This window comes from Sphingorhabdus sp., from assembly GCF_044357595.1.
In the GTDB taxonomy this organism is placed as follows: domain Bacteria; phylum Pseudomonadota; class Alphaproteobacteria; order Sphingomonadales; family Sphingomonadaceae; genus Sphingorhabdus_B.
Map to the genome: position 1 here is coordinate 1 of NZ_JBIKPH010000032.1, position 18,889 is coordinate 18,889.

19 protein-coding genes and 1 pseudogene are annotated in these 18,889 nt (G+C 55.6%); 10 read left to right on the forward strand and 10 right to left on the reverse strand.

The features are described from left to right. Nucleotides 1–86 (forward strand): annotated as a pseudogene (locus ACIQ2T_RS05255) (IS481 family transposase); the annotation flags it as partial. 154 nt (nucleotides 87–240) lie between these two features. Here ACIQ2T_RS05255 and ACIQ2T_RS05260 read toward each other — a convergent pair. The 4 genes from ACIQ2T_RS05260 to ACIQ2T_RS05275 form a co-directional block, all read right to left on the reverse strand. Further along, on the reverse strand, nucleotides 241–462 hold the full coding sequence (locus ACIQ2T_RS05260) for a helix-turn-helix transcriptional regulator (protein ID WP_397589899.1): 222 nt from the start codon (nucleotides 460–462) through the stop codon (nucleotides 241–243). 101 nt (nucleotides 463–563) lie between these two features. Beyond that, nucleotides 564–1,562, reverse strand: coding sequence for a hypothetical protein (locus tag ACIQ2T_RS05265; protein ID WP_397589900.1), 999 nt, complete (start codon nucleotides 1,560–1,562; stop codon nucleotides 564–566). A gap of 21 nt (nucleotides 1,563–1,583) precedes the next feature. Further along, nucleotides 1,584–2,222, reverse strand: coding sequence for a site-specific integrase (locus tag ACIQ2T_RS05270; RefSeq protein WP_397589915.1), 639 nt, complete (start codon nucleotides 2,220–2,222; stop codon nucleotides 1,584–1,586). 105 nt (nucleotides 2,223–2,327) lie between these two features. Next, complete coding sequence (locus ACIQ2T_RS05275; protein WP_397589901.1) at nucleotides 2,328–2,921, reverse strand: TlpA family protein disulfide reductase; 594 nt, start codon at nucleotides 2,919–2,921, stop codon at nucleotides 2,328–2,330. Between the two features lie 16 nt (nucleotides 2,922–2,937). Here ACIQ2T_RS05275 and argH point away from each other — a divergent pair, with 16 nt between their 5' ends. The 8 genes from argH to ACIQ2T_RS05315 are packed head-to-tail and all read left to right on the forward strand — an operon-like array spanning nucleotide 2,938 to nucleotide 9,997. Further along, on the forward strand, nucleotides 2,938–4,308 hold the full coding sequence (gene argH, locus ACIQ2T_RS05280; RefSeq protein ID WP_397589916.1) for an argininosuccinate lyase: 1,371 nt from the start codon (nucleotides 2,938–2,940) through the stop codon (nucleotides 4,306–4,308). Then, nucleotides 4,305–4,610: a hypothetical protein gene (locus ACIQ2T_RS05285; RefSeq protein ID WP_397589902.1), complete on the forward strand. Its 306-nt coding sequence runs from the start codon at nucleotides 4,305–4,307 to the stop codon at nucleotides 4,608–4,610. Before argH ends, ACIQ2T_RS05285 begins: the two co-directional genes overlap by 4 nt. 10 nt (nucleotides 4,611–4,620) lie before the next feature. Further along, a complete protein-coding gene (gene lysA / locus ACIQ2T_RS05290; protein WP_397589903.1) occupies nucleotides 4,621–5,883 on the forward strand; it encodes a diaminopimelate decarboxylase in 1,263 nt (420 codons plus the stop codon). Nucleotides 5,884–5,893: 10 nt separating this feature from the next. After that, entirely contained in the window at nucleotides 5,894–6,673 is a 780-nt protein-coding gene (locus ACIQ2T_RS05295) for an NAD(P)-dependent oxidoreductase (RefSeq protein ID WP_397589904.1), read from the forward strand. Between the two features lie 38 nt (nucleotides 6,674–6,711). Then, entirely contained in the window at nucleotides 6,712–7,515 is an 804-nt protein-coding gene (gene proC, locus ACIQ2T_RS05300; RefSeq protein WP_397589905.1) for a pyrroline-5-carboxylate reductase, read from the forward strand. Further along, complete coding sequence (locus ACIQ2T_RS05305; RefSeq protein ID WP_397589906.1) at nucleotides 7,512–9,116, forward strand: amidase; 1,605 nt, start codon at nucleotides 7,512–7,514, stop codon at nucleotides 9,114–9,116. Before proC ends, ACIQ2T_RS05305 begins: the two co-directional genes overlap by 4 nt. Then, complete coding sequence (locus tag ACIQ2T_RS05310; protein WP_397589907.1) at nucleotides 9,117–9,590, forward strand: PaaI family thioesterase; 474 nt, start codon at nucleotides 9,117–9,119, stop codon at nucleotides 9,588–9,590. Then, nucleotides 9,587–9,997 carry a PaaI family thioesterase gene (locus tag ACIQ2T_RS05315; RefSeq protein ID WP_397589908.1) on the forward strand — a complete coding sequence of 137 codons (411 nt, stop codon included), beginning with the start codon at nucleotides 9,587–9,589 and terminating at the stop codon, nucleotides 9,995–9,997. The genes ACIQ2T_RS05310 and ACIQ2T_RS05315 overlap by 4 nt, the downstream gene beginning before the upstream one ends. A 6-nt stretch (nucleotides 9,998–10,003) precedes the next feature. Here the strand turns inward: ACIQ2T_RS05315 and ACIQ2T_RS05320 are convergent, their stop codons facing one another. From ACIQ2T_RS05320 to ACIQ2T_RS05345, 6 genes are all read right to left on the reverse strand, one after another. Further along, nucleotides 10,004–10,516 carry a YbjN domain-containing protein gene (locus ACIQ2T_RS05320; RefSeq protein WP_306062699.1) on the reverse strand — a complete coding sequence of 171 codons (513 nt, stop codon included), beginning with the start codon at nucleotides 10,514–10,516 and terminating at the stop codon, nucleotides 10,004–10,006. 119 nt (nucleotides 10,517–10,635) lie between these two features. Continuing rightward, a complete protein-coding gene (locus tag ACIQ2T_RS05325) occupies nucleotides 10,636–10,932 on the reverse strand; it encodes an accessory factor UbiK family protein (RefSeq protein WP_397589909.1) in 297 nt (98 codons plus the stop codon). A 27-nt stretch (nucleotides 10,933–10,959) separates the two neighbouring features. Continuing rightward, the gene (locus ACIQ2T_RS05330; protein ID WP_397589910.1) at nucleotides 10,960–11,520 is read right to left on the reverse strand and encodes a TspO/MBR family protein; all 561 of its coding nucleotides are present in this window, start codon (nucleotides 11,518–11,520) and stop codon (nucleotides 10,960–10,962) included. A 153-nt stretch (nucleotides 11,521–11,673) separates the two neighbouring features. Further along, nucleotides 11,674–11,973 carry a hypothetical protein gene (locus ACIQ2T_RS05335; RefSeq protein WP_397589911.1) on the reverse strand — a complete coding sequence of 100 codons (300 nt, stop codon included), beginning with the start codon at nucleotides 11,971–11,973 and terminating at the stop codon, nucleotides 11,674–11,676. An 11-nt stretch (nucleotides 11,974–11,984) separates the two neighbouring features. Beyond that, entirely contained in the window at nucleotides 11,985–14,864 is a 2,880-nt protein-coding gene (locus ACIQ2T_RS05340; protein ID WP_397589912.1) for a M16 family metallopeptidase, read from the reverse strand. A 95-nt stretch (nucleotides 14,865–14,959) separates the two neighbouring features. Then, nucleotides 14,960–17,068 (reverse strand): penicillin acylase family protein, encoded by a 2,109-nt coding sequence (locus ACIQ2T_RS05345; protein ID WP_397589913.1) that lies wholly within the window; start codon nucleotides 17,066–17,068, stop codon nucleotides 14,960–14,962. 92 nt (nucleotides 17,069–17,160) lie between these two features. Between ACIQ2T_RS05345 and ACIQ2T_RS05350 the strand changes: the two genes are divergently transcribed. Further along, nucleotides 17,161–18,723: a leucyl aminopeptidase gene (locus ACIQ2T_RS05350; protein ID WP_397589914.1), complete on the forward strand. Its 1,563-nt coding sequence runs from the start codon at nucleotides 17,161–17,163 to the stop codon at nucleotides 18,721–18,723. Nucleotides 18,724–18,889 lie beyond the last annotated feature (166 nt).

Consider the following 18,889-nt stretch of genomic DNA (forward strand, 5'->3'; position numbering starts at 1 on the left):
AATGGGAGAACTTCTACAACTTCAACCGACCGCACGGTGCTTTCAACGGAAAAACACCCTATGAAGCCCTTCGCGAAAGGCTATAATCTCTCCCAGTCGATGTCCCGCTAGATCGTCAACCTTACAAGTTTGTATTGTAAATGGGCATATTGATTTCCTTCTTGTTTTTAAAATCTCCTTCGTTTTGTAGGATTGCGTGTTGGATAGTTGTTGCGGCTTTCGCTGCTGTGTTGGAGGTAATCATAGAGCACCCCCAAAATTCAATGCTGCATCGGCGGCTGTAGTAGATGCGAACGTGCGTTCATTCATCCAGTGATCTACATCATTAGCGGCGAAGCGAATGCGGCGTTGGATTTTGACGAGCTTTGGGCCGTTGCCCTGAACACCCCACTTAGCAAGCGTATTCTGATTGACCGCAAACAGCTCCGCTAGCTGCTTCGGGGTTAGTAAATTGTTATGCATATATAATTCTCCATTCTGCCTTTCCAGACCGTTCTGGAAGCGACAAGGAGCTTTCTACGGTGCCCTAGTAGGGCCCGTCCAATGAAGTGAAATGGCCTACATTAAAATGAATTGGTATTAATTGGTATTAATTCCTGAGCCAACATTTCCCTTTGTATGCGTCGGATTTCCTGACGAATTGCTTCAAAATCGGGAGTTCTTTTGCCAGTCCCAGCGTACATTTCTTTCAGCTCAATTACTAGCTTCCGTGCCTCTTCGCTGGCATTGTCAGTGAAGATGCCATCAGCCATTTTTTGGCGGATCAGTGGAGTAGCAAGATCAACCAACCTCTTGCGCCCCCTTGTGATGCTTGTTTTAGCTGGCCCTTTTTCTGGGAACATAACCAGGAGCTTCACTACGTCGAGCATGATGCTTGGATCAGTAGGTACTCCAACCAGTTCGACAGTCCCATTTTCGATGGAAATGATCAATTCCGGCTCGACTTCGTGTCCGTGCTTTTTAGCAAATGCCTTAAGGTTTTTCAGTGATGAGACCATGCACTGACAGTGCTGCCATTTTGGAGTGGCACTGGAACCGCTTTTACATGCCAGGCAGCGTTCAGCGACAAGGCATGTTAGCCATCCTATGGAATGAGCTTTTGTAGGGAGCATGGCACTAACGACGTTACGATCTCTCGTTGCCGCCCAGGCCAATGCCTGAATGACGCTCCACTCTGTCTTTGCCTCAATTTGGCGATAGGCATTTGCGTAGTCATCTTGAATCCATATGGACCGTACTTCATCATAGAGCATGACGAGGTCGTCGGTATCAAGGAAGATGCTTGTAATTTGACTATGAAAGTCCACGAACAAAGGATCGGCTTTGCCCTGCTGCTCTATGGTCAATTTAAAAAATTGTCGGAACCAATCGGCTGTTGGCGGAACATCCGTTGTGATGAAGGGGCTTAACCAAGAAAGCTCATCGCAAACAATCTGGCGCCAAAACAGATCATCATCTTTTAGCCTGTCAGTTATAATGCGGCGGGCATTGTCCGTACCACCAGCACAAGGGCCGAATGCGGCAGCGGCTTGACGAAGTGATATTTCAGGAGCGTGTTCCATAGAAAGTAGGGTGCCTTCAAGTCACAGAGACAGCAACTTCTCGCAGTGCCTTGACCATTTTTCAAGAGCTTCCCGCTTTTCCTCTTTCCAGTCATGCTGCTGGTATACACCTGCAACACCAACACGGCTCATGCCCGAAATATGGTTGAGGGTGGCTTCGGTAACTTCGAACCGAACACCAGGTTTCTGGAAACCAGTTGCCATCGTGCGCCGAAGATCGTGGATACGCCAATCGGCAATCTCAATCGTTTCAGGGTTTTCGCCAGCGTCTGCAGCTTGAGCTTTGGCAACCCTCAACATGGCTGCGTCCAGCTGCTGTTTTGCCGTTGAAAACCCACTGATTGGGTTTCTGCCCGTGATAGTAAACACCAAGCCTTTTGATGGCCAAACAGGTTTCTTCTGATCTGTCACAGCCGCAAGGTGGGCAAGAATTTCAACAGCCATGGTGCTGAGTGGCACGAGGTGCGTAACACCATTTTTGCAATGCTCTTCCGGCAGCGTCCATATCCGCTCTTGTCGATTTAACTCAGACCAATCAAGTCCAGCCACCTCACTTCGACGCTGTCCAGTGACAGTCAGAAGCACAAAATATTCAGAGAAAACACTTTTCAGTGACCTTGAGGAAATTATTGCTGATTTTAGTTCAACGTCCGATAGGATCCTTTTTCTTTTCCTAGAGGGTCAGCGGTTCGAGCCCGTTAGCGCCCGCCATTCCCGAACATGACTTTAATATGCGATAACAATCCCTTTTTAAGGGCGCTCGGTTCAGTCTGCTTCGCGGAGCAGCTTGGCCTTTTCAGTTTCACTCCACTCGACAGCGCCAACAATCCGCCAGACTTCGTAGCCTTCACTGTCATATAATATGGTCGTAGGCAGCGCTATAACATTGTTGAAGGCGGCTAAGATGGCATTATCGGCGTCGGTGTAGGGTGCGAGGTTTTTCACCCCAGTTTCGTTGAAAAACGCGATGACGGGTGTGAGGCCTTCATGGTCTTGCGAGACGACAACGACGTTCATCCGGTCCTGTTCAAGCTTTGCCAGCGCATCCAAGCTTGGCATTTCGGCTTTACATGGGGGGCACCAGGTCGCCCAAACATTCAACAGCAATGGCTTGCCGGCAAAGTCCGCCAACGTTACTACTTGCCCGTCGGCATCAGCGAAGGGTGCGGTTGGCGCCTTTTGGCCCACATTCTTGTAGCTCAGCGTGGCGCGACTGCCATTCGCGCTTTCCAATGCGATGTCGCCGTGGACGCGCGTGCCAGAATTTGCACCCGATGCGGGTTGCGCTTGCCCCTCCGCTTGGCTTTCTTTATCACAACCAGCCAACACCAGAAGGATTAGGGTAATTACAAAGCGCATGTCGAATTCCAATAGCATGTGGGGCGGCCGGTTTGGCGATGGCCCCGGGGTCATTATGCGCGAGATAAATGCCTCAATCCCATTCGACAAGCGTCTTTGGCAGGAAGATATTGCGGGCAGTAAAGCCCATGCCGATATGCTGGCGTCGGCAGGCATCATTTCGAGCGCCGACAATGCCGCGATTCAGCAGGGTTTGGACGCGATCTATGCGGAATATCAAGCCAATGGCGTGCCCGAAGATCTGGCGCTTGAAGACATCCATATGGTGACCGAAACGCGGCTGCGCGATTTGGTTGGCGAGCCTGCCGCACGGTTGCACACCGCGCGGTCACGCAACGATCAGGTCGCGACAGATTTTCGGCTGTGGGTTCGTAACGCGACACAGGAAATCGATGCTGGCTTGCGCGCCTTTCAATCTGCGCTTGTTGCCCGCGCCGAAGAACATACCGAAAGCATCATGCCGGGCTTTACGCATTTGCAAGTGGCGCAGCCCGTTACGCTTGGCCACCATTTGATGGCGTATTACGAAATGGCAAAGCGCGACCGCAGCCGCTTTGCCGATTGCCGCGGTCGCCTGAACCTCTCCCCTTTGGGGGCGGCTGCATTGGCCGGCACATCTTTCCCGATTGATCGCGCCGCAACTGCGGCTGCGCTTGGCTTTGACGGGCCGATGGGCAACAGCCTTGATGCGGTATCCGACCGCGATTTCGCGCTTGAGTTTCTAACCGCCGCGGCACAGACCGCTTTGCATTTGTCGCGTCTGGCCGAAGAAATGATCTTATGGGCGTCGCAGCCTTTCGGTTTCATTACCTTGCCCGATGCGTGGTCAACGGGCAGCTCGATCATGCCGCAAAAACGCAACCCAGATGCCGCCGAATTGGTGCGCGGGCATTCAGGGCGCATCATTGGCTGCATGAACAGCCTTATGATCACCATGAAGGGTCTGCCATTGGCCTATTCAAAGGATATGCAAGACGACAAGCCGCCAGTGTTTGAAGCTTATGACCTGCTGGCTTTATCCATTTCCGCAATGACCGGCATGGTCGCCAATGTGACATTCAACGCCCCCCGCATGCGCGAAGTCGCCGCCACAGGATTTTCAACCGCAACCGACTTGGCCGACTGGCTGGTCCGCGCATTTGCCATGCCCTTCCGTGAGGCGCATCATGTTACCGGCAGCGTTGTGAAGGCGTGCGAGGCGCGTGGCATTGGCCTTTCGGACATTACGGCGGATGACCTTGCGGCTATCAACCCAATTCTTGCCGGTTGCGTATTGCCTGACCTGTCGATCGACGGCTCTGTCGCCAGCCGGACAAGCGCTGGCGGCACAGCGCCTGTGCGCGTGAGAGAAGCCATCGCTGCTGCACACAAGGAGCTAAAGGCATGAAATCGCAACCTGTCCTGCTGATCATCGCAATCGCAATGACCGCCACTGCGTGCGGTAAGGTCGGCGACCTTGAACCCCGCACGGGCAACAGCTTGCCACCCAAGGCCTATGGCCAGATGACAGCGCAAACGTCAGCGATTTTGTCTACAGCATCGGTGCAAGCACGTCCTGGTCGTACTGACGAATTGCTAAAACGTTCCGACCGCCGCGAGGACGACCCCTTTGACGTCCCACCGGGGGAGGAACCCATAGCGTTCAACCCCGAACAACCGACGCAATCCGCCAAACCCAATCCGAAATAAGTCATAAACCATGAACCATTTTAATCTCATCAATGGCGTGCTGCACGCCGAAGATGTCGCGCTATCTGATATTGCGGATGCAGTTGGCACGCCGGTCTATGTCTATTCACGCGCGACATTTGAGCGCCATGCGCAGGTCTTTCGTGATGCATTGTCGGGCCTTGATAACCCGCATATTGCCTTTGCCGTCAAATCGAACCCCAACCTTGCGGTGCTGAAGGTTCTCGCGCGGCAGGGTTATGGCGCCGATGTTGTGTCGGGCGGCGAAATGGACCGCGCGCTTGCTGCCGGGATGGCAGCAGAGGATATCGTGTTCTCAGGTGTTGGCAAAACGGCGGAAGAAATCACCCGCGCGTTGAAGGCAGGCATTGGCCAATTCAACATCGAATCGGAAGAAGAAGGCCGCGAGCTTGCAGACATTGCCACCTCCTTAGAACTCACGGCACATGCCGTGTTGCGCATTAACCCAGATGTCGACGCGGGGACGCATGGCAAGATTTCTACCGGCAAGGCCGACAATAAATTCGGCGTTGGTATTCACCGCGCAGCCGAAATTTACGCCCGGTTGAGCGCGCTGCCAAACCTGCATATGCGCGGTTTGGCGCTGCACATTGGCAGCCAGTTGACCAGCTTGGAGCCGCTTGAGACGGCATTTACGAAAGTCGGCGCGCTGGTGCAGTTATTGCGTGGTCAGGGACATGAAGTTACCCATGTGGACTTGGGTGGTGGACTTGGCGTGCGCTATCGTGACGGCGACAATCCGCCAGAGCCAGCCGATTATGGCGCTATGGTTGCGCGCGTGACCAAGGATTGGGGCGTCCGCCTGATGTTCGAACCCGGCCGCGTTATCGCTGGCAATGCCGGCATATTGTTGACGCGCGTCATCCGCGTAAAGCCCGGCGCAGGCAATGCCCCGTTCGTGATCGTCGATGCGGCCATGAATGATCTGGCGCGCCCGGCGCTTTACGACGCGTGGCATGATTTTGAAGCAGTTACGCCGAACGGCGAAAAGATGATGGCCAATGTCGTTGGTCCTGTGTGCGAAACTGGCGATACCTTTGCCATGGGGCGTGAGATTGACTCGGTTGCAGCCAATGACCTTGCCATTTTCCGGACCGCTGGCGCTTATGGTGCGACGATGGCGAGCACTTACAACAGCCGTGGACTCGTGCCCGAAGTCTTGGTCGATGGCGACAAATTCGCGGTCGTCGCAGAACGGATTTCGCCTGAGACGATTTTAGCTGCGGAACATGTGCCCGACTGGCTGAAATAGGAAAATCGCGTTGGACCAGCTGCCGATATTTGTGAACCTGAAAGGCCGGAACGTCATTCTGGTTGGTGAAGGTGAAATGGCGGATGCCAAACGGCGGCTGATCGAGCGGGCTGGCGGCATCTGCGTCAATGCTGATGACAAGGACGCGCGCATTGCTTTCGTCGCTATCGCCGACGAAGACGAGGCGCGGGTGTCTGCCGATGCGTTGAAGGCGCGCGGGTTACTCGTCAACGTCGTCGACCGCGCTGAAATCTGCGATTTCACTACGCCTGCCATTGTTGACCGCACGCCCGTTCTAGTGGCGGTGGGAACGGGCGGGGCGTCGGCTGGCATGGCAAAGGCGATTCGCCAGCGGATTGAGACATTGCTGCCCGAAACCTTAGGGCCGCTGGCCAATGCGATTGCCGACGCGCGCTTCGCAATCCGCGTGCGCTGGCCCGAGGGTCCCCAGCGCCGCCGCGCATTGGACCAGGGCTTTGCCGCAGGCGGCCTGTTGGATCCGTTCGGAAACCACACAGCCAACATGGTCGCACACTGGCTTGACGTGGCGCAAGAGCCCAAGGGCGACCGTATCATTGAAATCGCCTTGCTTTCGTATAGCCCCGACGACCTGACGTTGCGTACCGCGCGGTTGTTGGGTGAGGCCGACCATGTTTTCCATGACGCAGATGTACCAACAGCAATCCTTAATCGTGCACGCGCAGATGCCGTGCGCCATGCAGGTGCGCCGCCCGTACCAGCTCCAGAGGGCCTGTCGCTGTTCCTGCGGTTGCCGTTAGCGCATGGATAGGGCATGATGTTCGCCTAAACAGTCGCAAGGTTTTCATTTTGTCCGTTTTCCCATCTCAAATCTGTTTTTTCGGCTGCGGCAACATGGGCGGCGCGATGTTGCGTGGTTGGCTTGCCGCAGGTGTGGCGCCGGATGCCTTCCATATTGTTGACCCCGTCGCCGAAAACCTGCCCATGAGCGTCGCGCTATCACGGTCGGCACAGGACGTTGGGCGGCAATTCGATATCGTGGTGCTTGGAATCAAGCCGCAGCTTTTGCCATCGCTTGCACCCGACATTGCGGCATTGCTTACCCCCGGGGCATTGGTCATTTCGATACTGGCTGGCACAACGTCACACACGCTGGGCAACGCCTTTCCCGATGCGCGGATCGTTCGGCTCATGCCCAATTTAGCGGCAGCCATCGGCAAGTCGCCGCTTGCACTCTTTGCGCCAGACGGAACGGAACGCGCGGATATCGCACATTGGCTCGCGCCTTTGGGGTCGGTCATCTGGATTGAGGATGAGGGCCAAATGGACGCTGTCACGGCGCTGGCCGGATCAGGGCCGGCCTTTGTCTACCGCTTCATCGACGCGTTGACCAAGGGTGGCGCAGCGGCGGGCTTACCTCGCGACATTGCCGCGCAATTGGCGCTGTCTATGACCGAGGGCGCAGCGATACTTGCCGCGTCATCGCCGCAAACGCCAGATGCATTGGCGGCACGCGTTACCAGCCCCGGCGGGACCACAGCCGCTGGCCTAGCCGTGCTTGATTCAGAGGCCGCTTTGGAAGCATTGATGACACAGACGCTGCGCGCCGCACGCGACCGTGGAACAGAATTGGCAAAGGGAGACGTCACATGAATTTAAAAATCGCGCTCGCCTTCACCTGTGCTTTAGCGCAGCCAGCCGCGGTATGGACAGCAATTCCGCCTTCTACTGCACAAGCGGCCGCCAACCTTAGCAAAGAGGGGCCGATTGAAAGTTTTGATCTCTCCCAGCTTGCTGACGGTATTGAGGACGGCACGTTAAACAGCGAAGCCATCACCGCGGCATATCTGGCGCGGATTGCCGCAGTGGACGATAGCGGACCAACGCTGAATGCGGTCATTGCGACCTTTCCCCACGCACTTGTCCAAGCACGCGCGATGGATGCGGAATTACGCGCCGGTACATATCGTGGGCCGATGCATGGCATTCCCATTCTGGTGAAGGACAATGTCGAGGTTGCTGGCCCCATTGCCACAACCGCTGGATCGCTTGCACTTGCAGGCAATATCACCAACCGTGATGCGCCGCTCATCACCCGTTTGCGTGCGGCAGGTGCCGTGATCTTGGGCAAAACCAATTTGAGCGAATGGGCCAATATCCGGTCGGACAATTCAACCAGCGGCTGGAGCGCGGTCGGCGGTTTGACCAAGAACCCGCATGCGCTTGACCGCAACAGCTGCGGCTCATCAAGCGGCAGTGGATCCGCAGCAGCGGCAGCCCTTGCCGCAGGAACCATTGGCACCGAAACCGATGGCTCCATCACCTGCCCTGCGGGCGTCAACGGCGTCGTTGGGTTTAAACCAACCGTTGGCCTTGTCTCGCGCCGTTATGTTGTGCCCATCAGCCATAGTCAGGACACCGCCGGACCCATTACCCGCTCTGTGCGTGATGCGGCGATTATGCTGACCGCGATGGCCGGTAGCGACCCGCAGGACGCGGCGACAGTGGATGCCGACCGCTGGCGCGGCAATTACGCCGCTGGCTTGTCCGTCGATGCTTTGAAGGGCATGCGCGTTGGTGTGATCCGCGCACCCACTGCCGACGCGGTGCTATTCGACGCCGCGATTGCCAAGTTGAAGGACGGCGGCGCAGAGATTGTCGTTCTGGATGCCAGCAAGATTGACCGGCAAAAAATTGGACAGGGCGAATTTAAGGTTTTGCTTGCCGAGCTTAAGGCTGACCTTGCCTCCTATTTACAAGGCCTGCCAGAGGGCCTTGTCCCGCACAAAACATTGGCCGACGTGATCGCGTTCAACACCGCCCATGCCGACAAGGAACTGCAATATTTTGGACAGGACACGTTCGAGACGGCAGATAAGGAAAAAGGCCTTGATGACCCAGCCTATCTGCAGGCGTTAGCAACGTCACGCGGGCTTGCCACAAATGCGCTGAACCAGTTGTTTGCCATCAACAAGGTGGATGTCATCATTGCCCAGACCAACGGCCCCGCATGGGTATCGAGTTTGGGCAAGGGTGATGCATTTTCGAGGCCAAGCGCCAGCCAGTTGCCAGCCGTTGCTGGCTTCCCGCATTTGACTGTACCAATGGGACTTTCATCCGGGCTGCCTGTAGGGCTAAGCTTCATTGGCCCAAAATGGCATGACCACAATGTCCTAAAAGCCGGCTTTGCGTATGAGCAACTTTCCAAAGCGCGCGTTACGCCGCAATTTCGTGCACTTGCAGAGACCAATTAAATGACGACCGAAATAACCGACATTGGAACCCTGGCCCCGAAAGGCGGCGGCTTTGACCCAGCATTGGTTAACAAGTTTATGGGCAAACACGGCCATAGCGGGTTTCTCGAAATGGAATATATTGGCCATGGCGAAAATTGGGTTGAACTCGCGATTGATTGGCGCGAAGATCTGGTCGCCGACCCCGAAACTGGCATATTGGCCTCCGCGGTGATCATCAGCCTCATGGATAACGCAACCAGCATGTCCATTTGGACCAAGTTGAATGAATTCCGGCCGCAAGCCACGATGGACCTGCGCATCGATTACCTTCGCCCGTCACCATCTGGACAGCGCGTATATGGCCGTGGCATTTGCTATCATTTGACCAACAGCATCGGTTTTGTGCGCGGCTTTGCCCATAACGGCAAACCAGACGAGCCATTGGCGCATGCCAGCGGCACGTTCATCAGGACCGGCGGACAAGCCGCATGAGTGCGTTATATACTGCGCTACCCCCATATGCACAGGCGCTGGATATGACCGTCGTTGACGAAATCGATGGCGCGCCAGTCATCGGCATGCCCTTTGCTGACCGCGTGCAAGGCCGCCCGGGCTTTCTGCATGGAGGGGCCATTTCCGGCCTGCTCGAGATTGCGGCCATCGCGGCTATTCACCAAGCGTTACGCGCAAAAGGTAGCGATTCCGCCATCAAGCAAGTTAATGTAACCGTTGATTTCATGCGCGGTGGCTTCAGCCAGATGACTTTTGCTGTTGGCGAAGTCACGCGCCTTGGCCGTACCATGGCCAATGTTGAGGCACGGGCATGGCAGGAAGACCGCGATAAGCCCATCGCCATGGGCTATATGCATTATCTCATTAAGGCAAAACGTCCGGTTTAAGCCGGCTTAGGCCTCGCCATGCGTCTCGATAAGTGCGCTGGCGATGGCTTCTTCGGGGGTTTTGTCACCCCAGATAATGAATTGAAACACGGGATAAAAACGCTCGCATTCGTCGATGGCGACGTCGATGATGGTCTGTGCCTGATCGACGCCCAGCAATCCATTCGACGCCATCAGGCTGCCGTGGCGGAACAATAAGATGCCATTGGCGGACCACATGTCGAAATGGCCAAGCCACAATTGTTCGTTGATGAGGCCTAAAGCGGTGTAGACGCTCGCGCGCTTATCGCTTGGCACCGTGATATCCGGCAATATGATGAGTTGAAGCGCATTGTCCTCCTCACGCCAAATCGCGCGCATCTGATAGCTGGCCCAGCTGCCCTTATATTCAGCGGTTATCTCGTCTTCGCCATCAAGTTCAAACGACCATCCGCGGGCTTCGAACAAAGCTGCGAGCATATCTACGGGCGCGGATTCGTCGCGCTCGAATTGCTCATATTGTTCGTCGGTATCGTGCATGTTGATTGCGCCTGTCGAGTTGCGTCGGGTCTGCCCCTTGACTGACCCGCACGCAAGGGGCTTGCGTCAACGCGCAACACAAGGCTGTGGGCCCGCTGTGGAAAAGTTTAAATTGGACGTTACGCAGACTTGGTCGCAGGCTTCGCCTTGGCAGGTGCTGCGCTACCTTTTGCCTGCAAGGCAGCTTCCAAGGCGGCAACGCGCTTACCAAGCGCATCGGCTTCGGCGCGTGCATTGGCCGCGAGGGTTTTGACGGCATCAAATTCTTCGCGCGATACAAGATCAAGACCGCCAGCCCACTCGCGCGCGCGTTCGCGCATGCTCGCCTCGGCCTCACGGCCCATTCCGGCCACGGTTCCGGCAACGCCGTTCAATACTTTGGCCAAATCGTCAAAAATGCGCTTTTCGCTTTGCATGTCATTCACTCCATTGCGGTCGGGGGGTTAACCGCCACTACCTATTTGGGAAGTCACCGCCGGAACGTAAAGGCTTTCCGCATCGGGATTTAAATTATCAATTTGAAAATTCAGCATTGCGGCGAAGCTTATCCAAACCAAATAGGGCACCATCAACCATGCAGCAGCCTTGCGAACCCGTGCAAATGCGACCGTGGTGGCGATTGCCATGACCAGCATGACCAAGATGATATAAAAAGCAGCGGTGACTTTGTGGTAATGGAAAAAAACCGGCGACCATGTAAGATTTATCAGGAACTGCGTCACAAACAGAGTAATTGACGGCGTCTGGTAACGCGATCCACGCGCGTGGAGCACCATCGCAAATGCAAGCCCCATCAGGAAAAATAGCGTTGGCCAAACCACGCCAAATACCCAACCCGGGGGCTGTGCGGCTGGCTGAATTAAGGTTTGATACCAAGCATTTTTCGTCGTTGAGCCTGCAACCACCCCGGAAAGCGAGCCAAGAAGCATAATGACAGGGATCACGAACAATGCCCAACGCACTAACGATGTGCGTGGCTGCGAACTGGATATGAGTCGGTTCATGACGTGACCCCGATCTTGGTTAGCGCGATTCGGAGGAACCGCGTTCAGCTTTAACATAAGCATCGGCAGTATATAGAACAAGGCCGCCCACCCGGTTGGATAGACGGCCCGTTTATATGATTAGCGGCGCAATCTGCACCGATAATGACGTTCTTACTTGCGTGTTCCGGACAAGCCCATCGAACCAAAGGCGCCTGCCTTCACTTCGCCCGTCATCGCATCGCCAGAGACCGTTGCAGTCGCATCCAGATGCATTGGCATCGGAACAGTGATGTCCATGCCCCAGCTCAGCGTGTCGCCATCAACTGTGCCACTGGCGATATCCATCGCACCGAGGCCACCCGACATTTGGCCTGAAAAGCTGCTGCCGTCACTGTTGACGGTCAGTACGGCTTTCTGGTCACCCATTGGGCTTTTGATTGTTACGTCCCAATCACCATCAACTGCTGCCATATTCTTGCTCCTTATTTAGCACTGTTGCTTGCACTGGTGTTAGCAGCTTCAGTCACCATTTCAATTGGCAATCCAAGCGCTTCCAACTGCGGCTTTACCTTCGCCGCATCGCCCACAATGAGCCAAGTGATCTTGGACGGATCAACCTTGGCGCGCATTTCGTCATTCAATGCTTTCGCGGTTAGCGCAGTATATTTGGCTGCAACCGTTTCGGCATAATCAAATGGCCGTTTGTTCAAACGATCCGACTGCATTTGCCCGAGCACAGCCGATGATTGTTCATAGCTGCCGGGCAGTTCAAGGACATTGCCCTTGATCGTCTTTTCCAGTTCCTCTGCGGTGACAGGCTTGGCACCGTTAAAGTCCTTCAGTTGGTCCATCAGCACCTTGACAGATGGTCCTGTCTGGTTGGTCTGAACGGGCGCGAACATATAGAAAGGTACGCGGTCTTCGGCACCGTTGACTTGGCTGCGCACGCCGTAGGACCAGCCCTTGGTCTCCCGCAGGTCCATGTTGATGCGCGACAGGAAGTCACCGCCAAAAATCTCGTTCGCGGCACGCAGGGTCAGCAGATCATCCGAACCCTTTGCATCCAATACGACCCCAGCAAGCACAAGTGATTGTGGCGCGTTTGGACGATCAATCAACAGGATCCGTGATACCGGCGCAGGCACCGCAACGGCAAAATTCTTTGCCGGTGCTGGGGCTGCATTTGACGTCCATTTGCCGAAACGCACCTCAAGCATCGGCTTGATTTCTCTCAGGCTGGTGTCGCCGACTACGAAGATTTCAGCCTTGGCAGGGTGCACCCATGATGTGTGGAAATTCACAACATCCTCGCGGCTGATAGCGGCCACCGTTTCTGCATAACCGCTACCTGTTTGTGGCCCACCATAAGGATGGCCTTTGCCGTACAGCAAGGGCGGCAGGCGGCGCACCGCGATCCCCTGCGGCTGGTTATTTTCCGACTTGATCCGCGTGAGTTGCTGAACGCGAACGCGCTCCAGTTCGTTGCTCGCAAAGGCTGGATTTTTGATCACATCCGCAAGCAAATCGAGCGACAGTCCAAGATTTGGCTTTACCGCACGCAGGCTGGCAACCGTCCGGTCAAGCGACGACCCCACGCTCACGTCGGCCCCGAGCTTCTCTTCGGTTTCGGCGATCTGGGTCGACGTTAAGCTTGTGGTGCCCTCCGACATCATCGTCGACATTATCGATGCGATACCGCGCTTATCCGCGGGATCGGCAGCATAACCAGCGTTAAAGCTGACGGCCACGCGCACCGTTGGAACCGCCGCGCGACGTGCAAAGAACACTTTGATGCCATTGCTTAAGGTTGTTTCTTCGACCGTCGGGAAATCAAGCGCCGGTGCGCCCGTTGGCTCGGGAAAAGTGCTGCGGTCTTGAAAGCTGAGCGGCGAGGACACTAGATTGTCTTCGCTGCCTGGAGGGGCGTAAAATGCAGGTGACGAAAGCGTGCCTGTCCGGCTACCCGCTCCGGCAGCGACTTCTTTGTAAACTTCACGCTCGCCAGGCTCGACACGAATTTCAAGCACGGGACGAGTTAGCCATTTTTGCATCGCGGCCTTTACTGCCGCTGGCTTAGCCGTTGCGAGGCGCTGCAATTCCTTTTTGTAGAAATCGGAATCGCCGACATATAACTGGCCTTCGGCCAAGGCGACGGCCTTGCCGCCAAAGCCGCCAACTTGTTCAAGGCCGTCAATTTGTGCGGCAATGTTGCTCGCCGCAACGCGCTGGACTTCCTCGGCGGTTGGACCGGTTTTGATATAATCCGCCAATATCTGGTCGAGGCGCTTTGCAACAGCATCGGCATCAGCGCCTGGCTTTACATCAACCTGGATATTGACAAGGCTGCCGTGGACGAACGGAATGAGATACGCAGACGCGCCAACAGCAGTCTGTTCCTGACGGACAAGGATATTGTCCAAACGCGAACTCGACAGTCCGCCAAGCGCGCTCAATCCAACGAACAGCGAATTCGTGTCGGGATCGGCAACACCTGGCACAACCCAATTGCGATAAATACGCGTGGTCGGAACCTTATCCTTCATGACAATCTTGATGTCTTTTTCCAGCGTGGGCACTGGCGCATTGACTGGGGCCACATCTTTGCCGCGCTTAATCTTGCCGAACCATTTTTCGACCAATGGCTTTGCTTGCGCGAGATTGATGTCACCGGCCAACACAAGAATAGCGTTGTTCGGACCATAATGGTCCGTGAACCATGTTTTCATGTCATCCAAAGAGGCCGCCGACAGGTCTTCAAGGCTGCCGATCGTGCTATGATGATAAGGGTGCCCAACGGGGAATAATGTCCCTGACTGCTTGTAACTGACCAAGCCAAATGGCTGATTGTCACCCTGACGCTTTTCATTCGAAACAACGCCAATCTGGTTATCAAGCTTTTCCTTCGTCACGGCATTGAGCAAAAAGCCCATCCGGTCGCTTTCAAGGAACAGGGCGGATTCCAGCGCCGTGGTTGGTACGGTCTGGAAATAATTGGTACGGTCAAGCCATGTGGTACCGTTGAGGTCCGTAGCGCCGATTTTCTTGGTATATTCAAAATAATCACCCGGTGCGTTTTCGCTGCCATTGAACATGATATGCTCAAACAAATGTGCGTAGCCCGTTTTGCCCTTTGGTTCGTTCCTTGACCCAACGCCATACCAGATCGACACAGCAACAATGGGCGCCTTGCGATCTTCATGCACCAAAACCGTCAGGCCGTTGTCGAGCGTAAATTTCTCATGCGGAATGTTGACCGCGTCTACGAGTTTCGAAACGGGTGCCGGCGTCTGTGCCAAGGCTGGGGCCTGCGCGGTAAGTACCGAGCCTGACATCAAAAGCGCGAGGGTCAATTTCCGGATCATATTTTGCTCCTAAAGTTAAAAAACCATTGCCATCAGAGATAGTGACAAAGCCGACAAACGCAACGTAACTGCCTAAAATTTTCGACGAACAGCGCTCATGGCCGATAGCGGCGTTTGGCGTGCTTCACGGCGTCGGCCCATTCGAAACGAACTGGCTTATATTTGCCCGCCACGAACAATTTCATCTGGTCGGTGTAATGCGGCGATTCGGACCGCGTTGTTGCCGCACCATAAGGTTGAATAGATTCGGACAACACATTTCCAGCCTTGTCCCAACGCACGAGCATGATGAAGCTGTCGCCATGTTTCACGCGCATTTTGCCATCGGCTTGATCCGCATCCCACGCAGTTGTCGCGCGCAGCGCATCGGTTCCGCCAAGCATCGGCACATCGACGTTTCCACGCCGCAACCGCTGAATATCGCCGAGCGGTGGATCAATGCGTCCAAAGCGGCTTGTGAACTCAGTCACCGCCTCCTGAAGCGTATTGCGGGCATCGGGCATTGTGTCACCGAGCCAGTGCGGGCGGGCGCCAAAGCGGATAATGCGCTCGGCAAAAGCGTCGGCACTACCTTTGCCATCGCTTGTCCAATCCCAACCGGCCAGCAGCTTTTGCGCTTTGGCAAGCTCCGGCGCATCTTTCAGGTCAAGCGCCGCAAAGGACGCCATCCATGACCCTACCCAGCTTTGTTTGCTGTAGGTCATGTCCATCTTAATCGCGAGCAACTCGTCTGGCGTGATCGACGTATCGGCGGCCAGCAACTCGGTTGCGCGCAAGCCCCGGTTGGTCATGCCAAGCTCAATGCCCAAATAGGGGGAATAGGCCGACGGGTCCATTTCGGAGCCTGGCCCAGCCGCCAGAAACGGCGTATTGTTGGCGTTCTGGACAAAGCCAGATGCTGGATCCACAATTTTGGGATATCGGTCAAAGCCAACCGGCCCAGCCCACATAACTGCGGACGTGTCGCCCGGCAGCAGCTTAGTATAATCATAGCCCGGTTTACGGTCTGGAAAGAGCGCATTGTAGATATAGGCAACGCGGCCCGTTTTGTCGGCATAGATAAAGTTTGTGGCGGGGACGCCGCCAATCGACATGGATTTGCTCCACTCGTCCCAATTGGTCGCCTTTGTGTTACGATAATATTGCTCAACGGCTTTAACGCTGTCGATGCCGGCATAGCGGATGGCGAAATAGCCCTTGTCGTTTTTGATCACTGGCCCGTGGATCGAACGGTACACTGTCTGCGGCACGGGCAAAGCGAATGGCCCCATTTTGACGGGCAACCAAACACGCGTGGTGGTCAGCGGCAGCCATTTGCCGTCATACCGATATTTGTCACCGACCTTATTCATCACCAATTTGTAGACATCGATAAGATCGGGGCGGTTGACGGTGTTGGTCCACCCAAGATTGCGGTTATGGCCAAGCAATACGAAGGGCGATCCCGGAAATAACGCGCCCGCCATATCGAGCCCTTCGCTCGAATGCGTAACCGCCTCATACCACGCAACTTGCCCTTCATAGGGCTGATGCGAGTTGGATATCAGCCACGTCTTACCATCGGCCATGCGCTTTGGCGCAATCGCAAATGCATTGGAGCCGTTCAAATCCGGATCGCGGCCAATCGGCGTCATAGGCGCAGCGTTGTCTTTCGGCTGCGGCTTGCCTTCGGTAAGTGCAGCGATTGTCCCGTCCAGCCCGAAAAAGAAGGGCGCACGCAGCACAAAGCCAGTGACGATGTCTTTTCCGGTCACGGGAAACAGCTTCGACAGCCGCACTTCGCCCGGATGCTTGGACACATAATAGTTCAAACCAGCGGCATAGGCCTCACAGACCGCCCGAACCTCAGGCGACAATTCCATATAATGCTTCTCGGCCGTTTCGCGCGCACCCAGCAGGTGCATGACATAATCGACCTTTGCGCCATCGGAACCGGCGAGCGCTCCATAGCGACCGCGCGTCATGGCAACGACATCTTCTATGGTCGAAAAATCATCTTCGGCATGGGCGTAAGCAAGGCCGTAAGCGGTGTCGGCATCGGTCTTGCCATTGATATGCGGCCCCCCAAATTCGTCGCGCACGATTTCGACATCATATGTGCCTTTTGGCGCTTCATATGCGGTTGCCGCCAGTGGCTCCCAAAGCGCGCCGGCACCCGCAACGACACCCACAAGCGCCAAAGACGCCCATAAAAATTTCCACATTATACTTTCCCCCTGCAATGAGACCTTGTCACATCGGTTCATTTGCTTACATAATCGGCATAACCAAGATTTACGGAAAGGAAAGTCCCTCGATGCATCGCAGCTTCTTTGCCCTTGCACTTGCAAGCGCTGCAATCACCCCCGCATTTGCGCAAGCCGATGTCATTGGATCGGGCGTATCGCCATCCGCGGCGGCGCATTCGCAAATACGACCCATCAATTTCGCGACGACCGCGCCAACGTCCGGCGCGCTGGTCATATTGATGCGCAATGCAACGCTGCCATCGAATGTGGTTGATGCGACAACGGCGCAAGCAGTGAACGCGGCCATCGCTTCGGCAAAGTTTGAAGGCAAAGAGGGCAGTTCCTTGTCACTACGCGGCATTGGCAGTTATGCGCGCATCATACTGAGCGGGATTGGCGAAGAAGGCGGCCACGTTACCCACATTCGCAACGCATCGGGCAAAGCCGCACAGGATTTGCGCGACGAAGCCCAGCCAGTGACCATCACAGGCGGCCTCAACCAAGACGAAGCGGCTTCCGCCGCTTTGGGCTATGCCATGGGGCAATATCGGTTTGACCGCTATAAAACCGTCGACCGCAAAGTGCCGCCCACAAACCCAGTGACCATCGTCAGCAGCGATGCGGGCAGCGCAGAGGCTTTATGGCGGTCGCGCCATGCGTCCTTGGCCGAAGGCGTAGCGTTATCGCGCGATCTGGCGTCCGAGCCTGCTAATGTGATTTACCCTGAAACCTTTGTTGAGCAGGTCCGCGTCGCATTTGGCAACACAGCAAACGTCAAGATTGAAGTGCTGGACGAACCGATGATGCGCAAATTGGGCATGGGGTCGCTTGTCGGCGTCGGCCAGGGTTCACGCCGACCATCGCGCCTGATGATCGTCGAATATCGCGGCGCTGGCGATGGCGCGCCATTGGCAATGGTCGGCAAAGGCATTACATTTGACTCCGGTGGCATATCGCTCAAGCCCGGTGCCGGCATGTGGGAGATGAAGGCAGACATGTCTGGCGCAGCCAACATCATGGGCGCTGTGTTATCGCTGGCAAAGTCAAAGGCGCCGGTTAACGTCATTGGCGTTGCCGCGCTGTCCGAGAATATGCCCGGCGGCAATGCGCAGCGTCCGGGCGACGTCGTCCGCACAATGAGCGGCAAGACCATTGAGATCCTGAACACGGACGCCGAAGGCCGCTTGGTGTTGGCGGACGCCAATGAATATGTTGTCGCCAATAAAAAACCTGGCGCTTTGGTGAACATGGCGACGCTGACAGGCGCTATCGTTGGCGCACTGAACGACGAATATGCCGGCTTGTTCAGCCGTGACGACCGGTTGGCAGCAGCGGTCACCGCAGCGGGCACGGCAACGGGTGAACACGTCTGGCGGATGCCGCTGCACAAAAACTATCTCAATGATATGAAATCCGACATTGCCGACATCAAAAATGTGGTTGAAGGCGGCGGACCCGGTGCTGGCTTGGGCGCGACCTTTGTTGGCTTCTTCGTCGATAAAACTGTCCCTTGGGCGCATCTTGATATTGCGGGCGTCAACTGGGCGGACAAGGCCGGTCCGGTGACGCCGAAGGGGGCATCAGGCTGGGGCGTGCAACTGCTCGATGCGTTCGCCCGCAACTGGAGATAAAATCGGCGGCGTCTCATTTCCGTTGAATGGCCCTCGCACTTGTGTTGCGAAAATGCCGCACTACATTCTGTGTAGACATGAAGCCTTCGTGACAAAGGCTCCATCGGCATTTTAGGAAATAGCGCATGAACCTCGAAAAATTCACGGACCGCGCCAAGGGTTTTCT

Excerpts from the sequence above, each read along its gene's own strand:
- ACIQ2T_RS05260 (WP_397589899.1), bottom strand. The coding sequence starts at position 462 with ATGCATAACAATTTACTAACCCCGAAGCAGCTAGCGGAGCTGTTTGCG.
- ACIQ2T_RS05265 (WP_397589900.1), bottom strand. The coding sequence starts at position 1,562 with ATGGAACACGCTCCTGAAATATCACTTCGTCAAGCCGCTGCCGCATTC.
- ACIQ2T_RS05275 (WP_397589901.1), bottom strand. The coding sequence starts at position 2,921 with ATGCGCTTTGTAATTACCCTAATCCTTCTGGTGTTGGCTGGTTGTGAT.
- argH (WP_397589916.1), top strand. The coding sequence starts at position 2,938 with ATGTGGGGCGGCCGGTTTGGCGATGGCCCCGGGGTCATTATGCGCGAG.
- ACIQ2T_RS05285 (WP_397589902.1), top strand. The coding sequence starts at position 4,305 with ATGAAATCGCAACCTGTCCTGCTGATCATCGCAATCGCAATGACCGCC.
- lysA (WP_397589903.1), top strand. The coding sequence starts at position 4,621 with ATGAACCATTTTAATCTCATCAATGGCGTGCTGCACGCCGAAGATGTC.
- ACIQ2T_RS05305 (WP_397589906.1), top strand. The coding sequence starts at position 7,512 with ATGAATTTAAAAATCGCGCTCGCCTTCACCTGTGCTTTAGCGCAGCCA.
- ACIQ2T_RS05310 (WP_397589907.1), top strand. The coding sequence starts at position 9,117 with ATGACGACCGAAATAACCGACATTGGAACCCTGGCCCCGAAAGGCGGC.
- ACIQ2T_RS05315 (WP_397589908.1), top strand. The coding sequence starts at position 9,587 with ATGAGTGCGTTATATACTGCGCTACCCCCATATGCACAGGCGCTGGAT.
- ACIQ2T_RS05320 (WP_306062699.1), bottom strand. The coding sequence starts at position 10,516 with ATGCACGATACCGACGAACAATATGAGCAATTCGAGCGCGACGAATCC.
- ACIQ2T_RS05325 (WP_397589909.1), bottom strand. The coding sequence starts at position 10,932 with ATGCAAAGCGAAAAGCGCATTTTTGACGATTTGGCCAAAGTATTGAAC.
- ACIQ2T_RS05330 (WP_397589910.1), bottom strand. The coding sequence starts at position 11,520 with ATGAACCGACTCATATCCAGTTCGCAGCCACGCACATCGTTAGTGCGT.
- ACIQ2T_RS05335 (WP_397589911.1), bottom strand. The coding sequence starts at position 11,973 with ATGGCAGCAGTTGATGGTGATTGGGACGTAACAATCAAAAGCCCAATG.
- ACIQ2T_RS05340 (WP_397589912.1), bottom strand. The coding sequence starts at position 14,864 with ATGATCCGGAAATTGACCCTCGCGCTTTTGATGTCAGGCTCGGTACTT.
- ACIQ2T_RS05345 (WP_397589913.1), bottom strand. The coding sequence starts at position 17,068 with ATGTGGAAATTTTTATGGGCGTCTTTGGCGCTTGTGGGTGTCGTTGCG.
- ACIQ2T_RS05350 (WP_397589914.1), top strand. The coding sequence starts at position 17,161 with ATGCATCGCAGCTTCTTTGCCCTTGCACTTGCAAGCGCTGCAATCACC.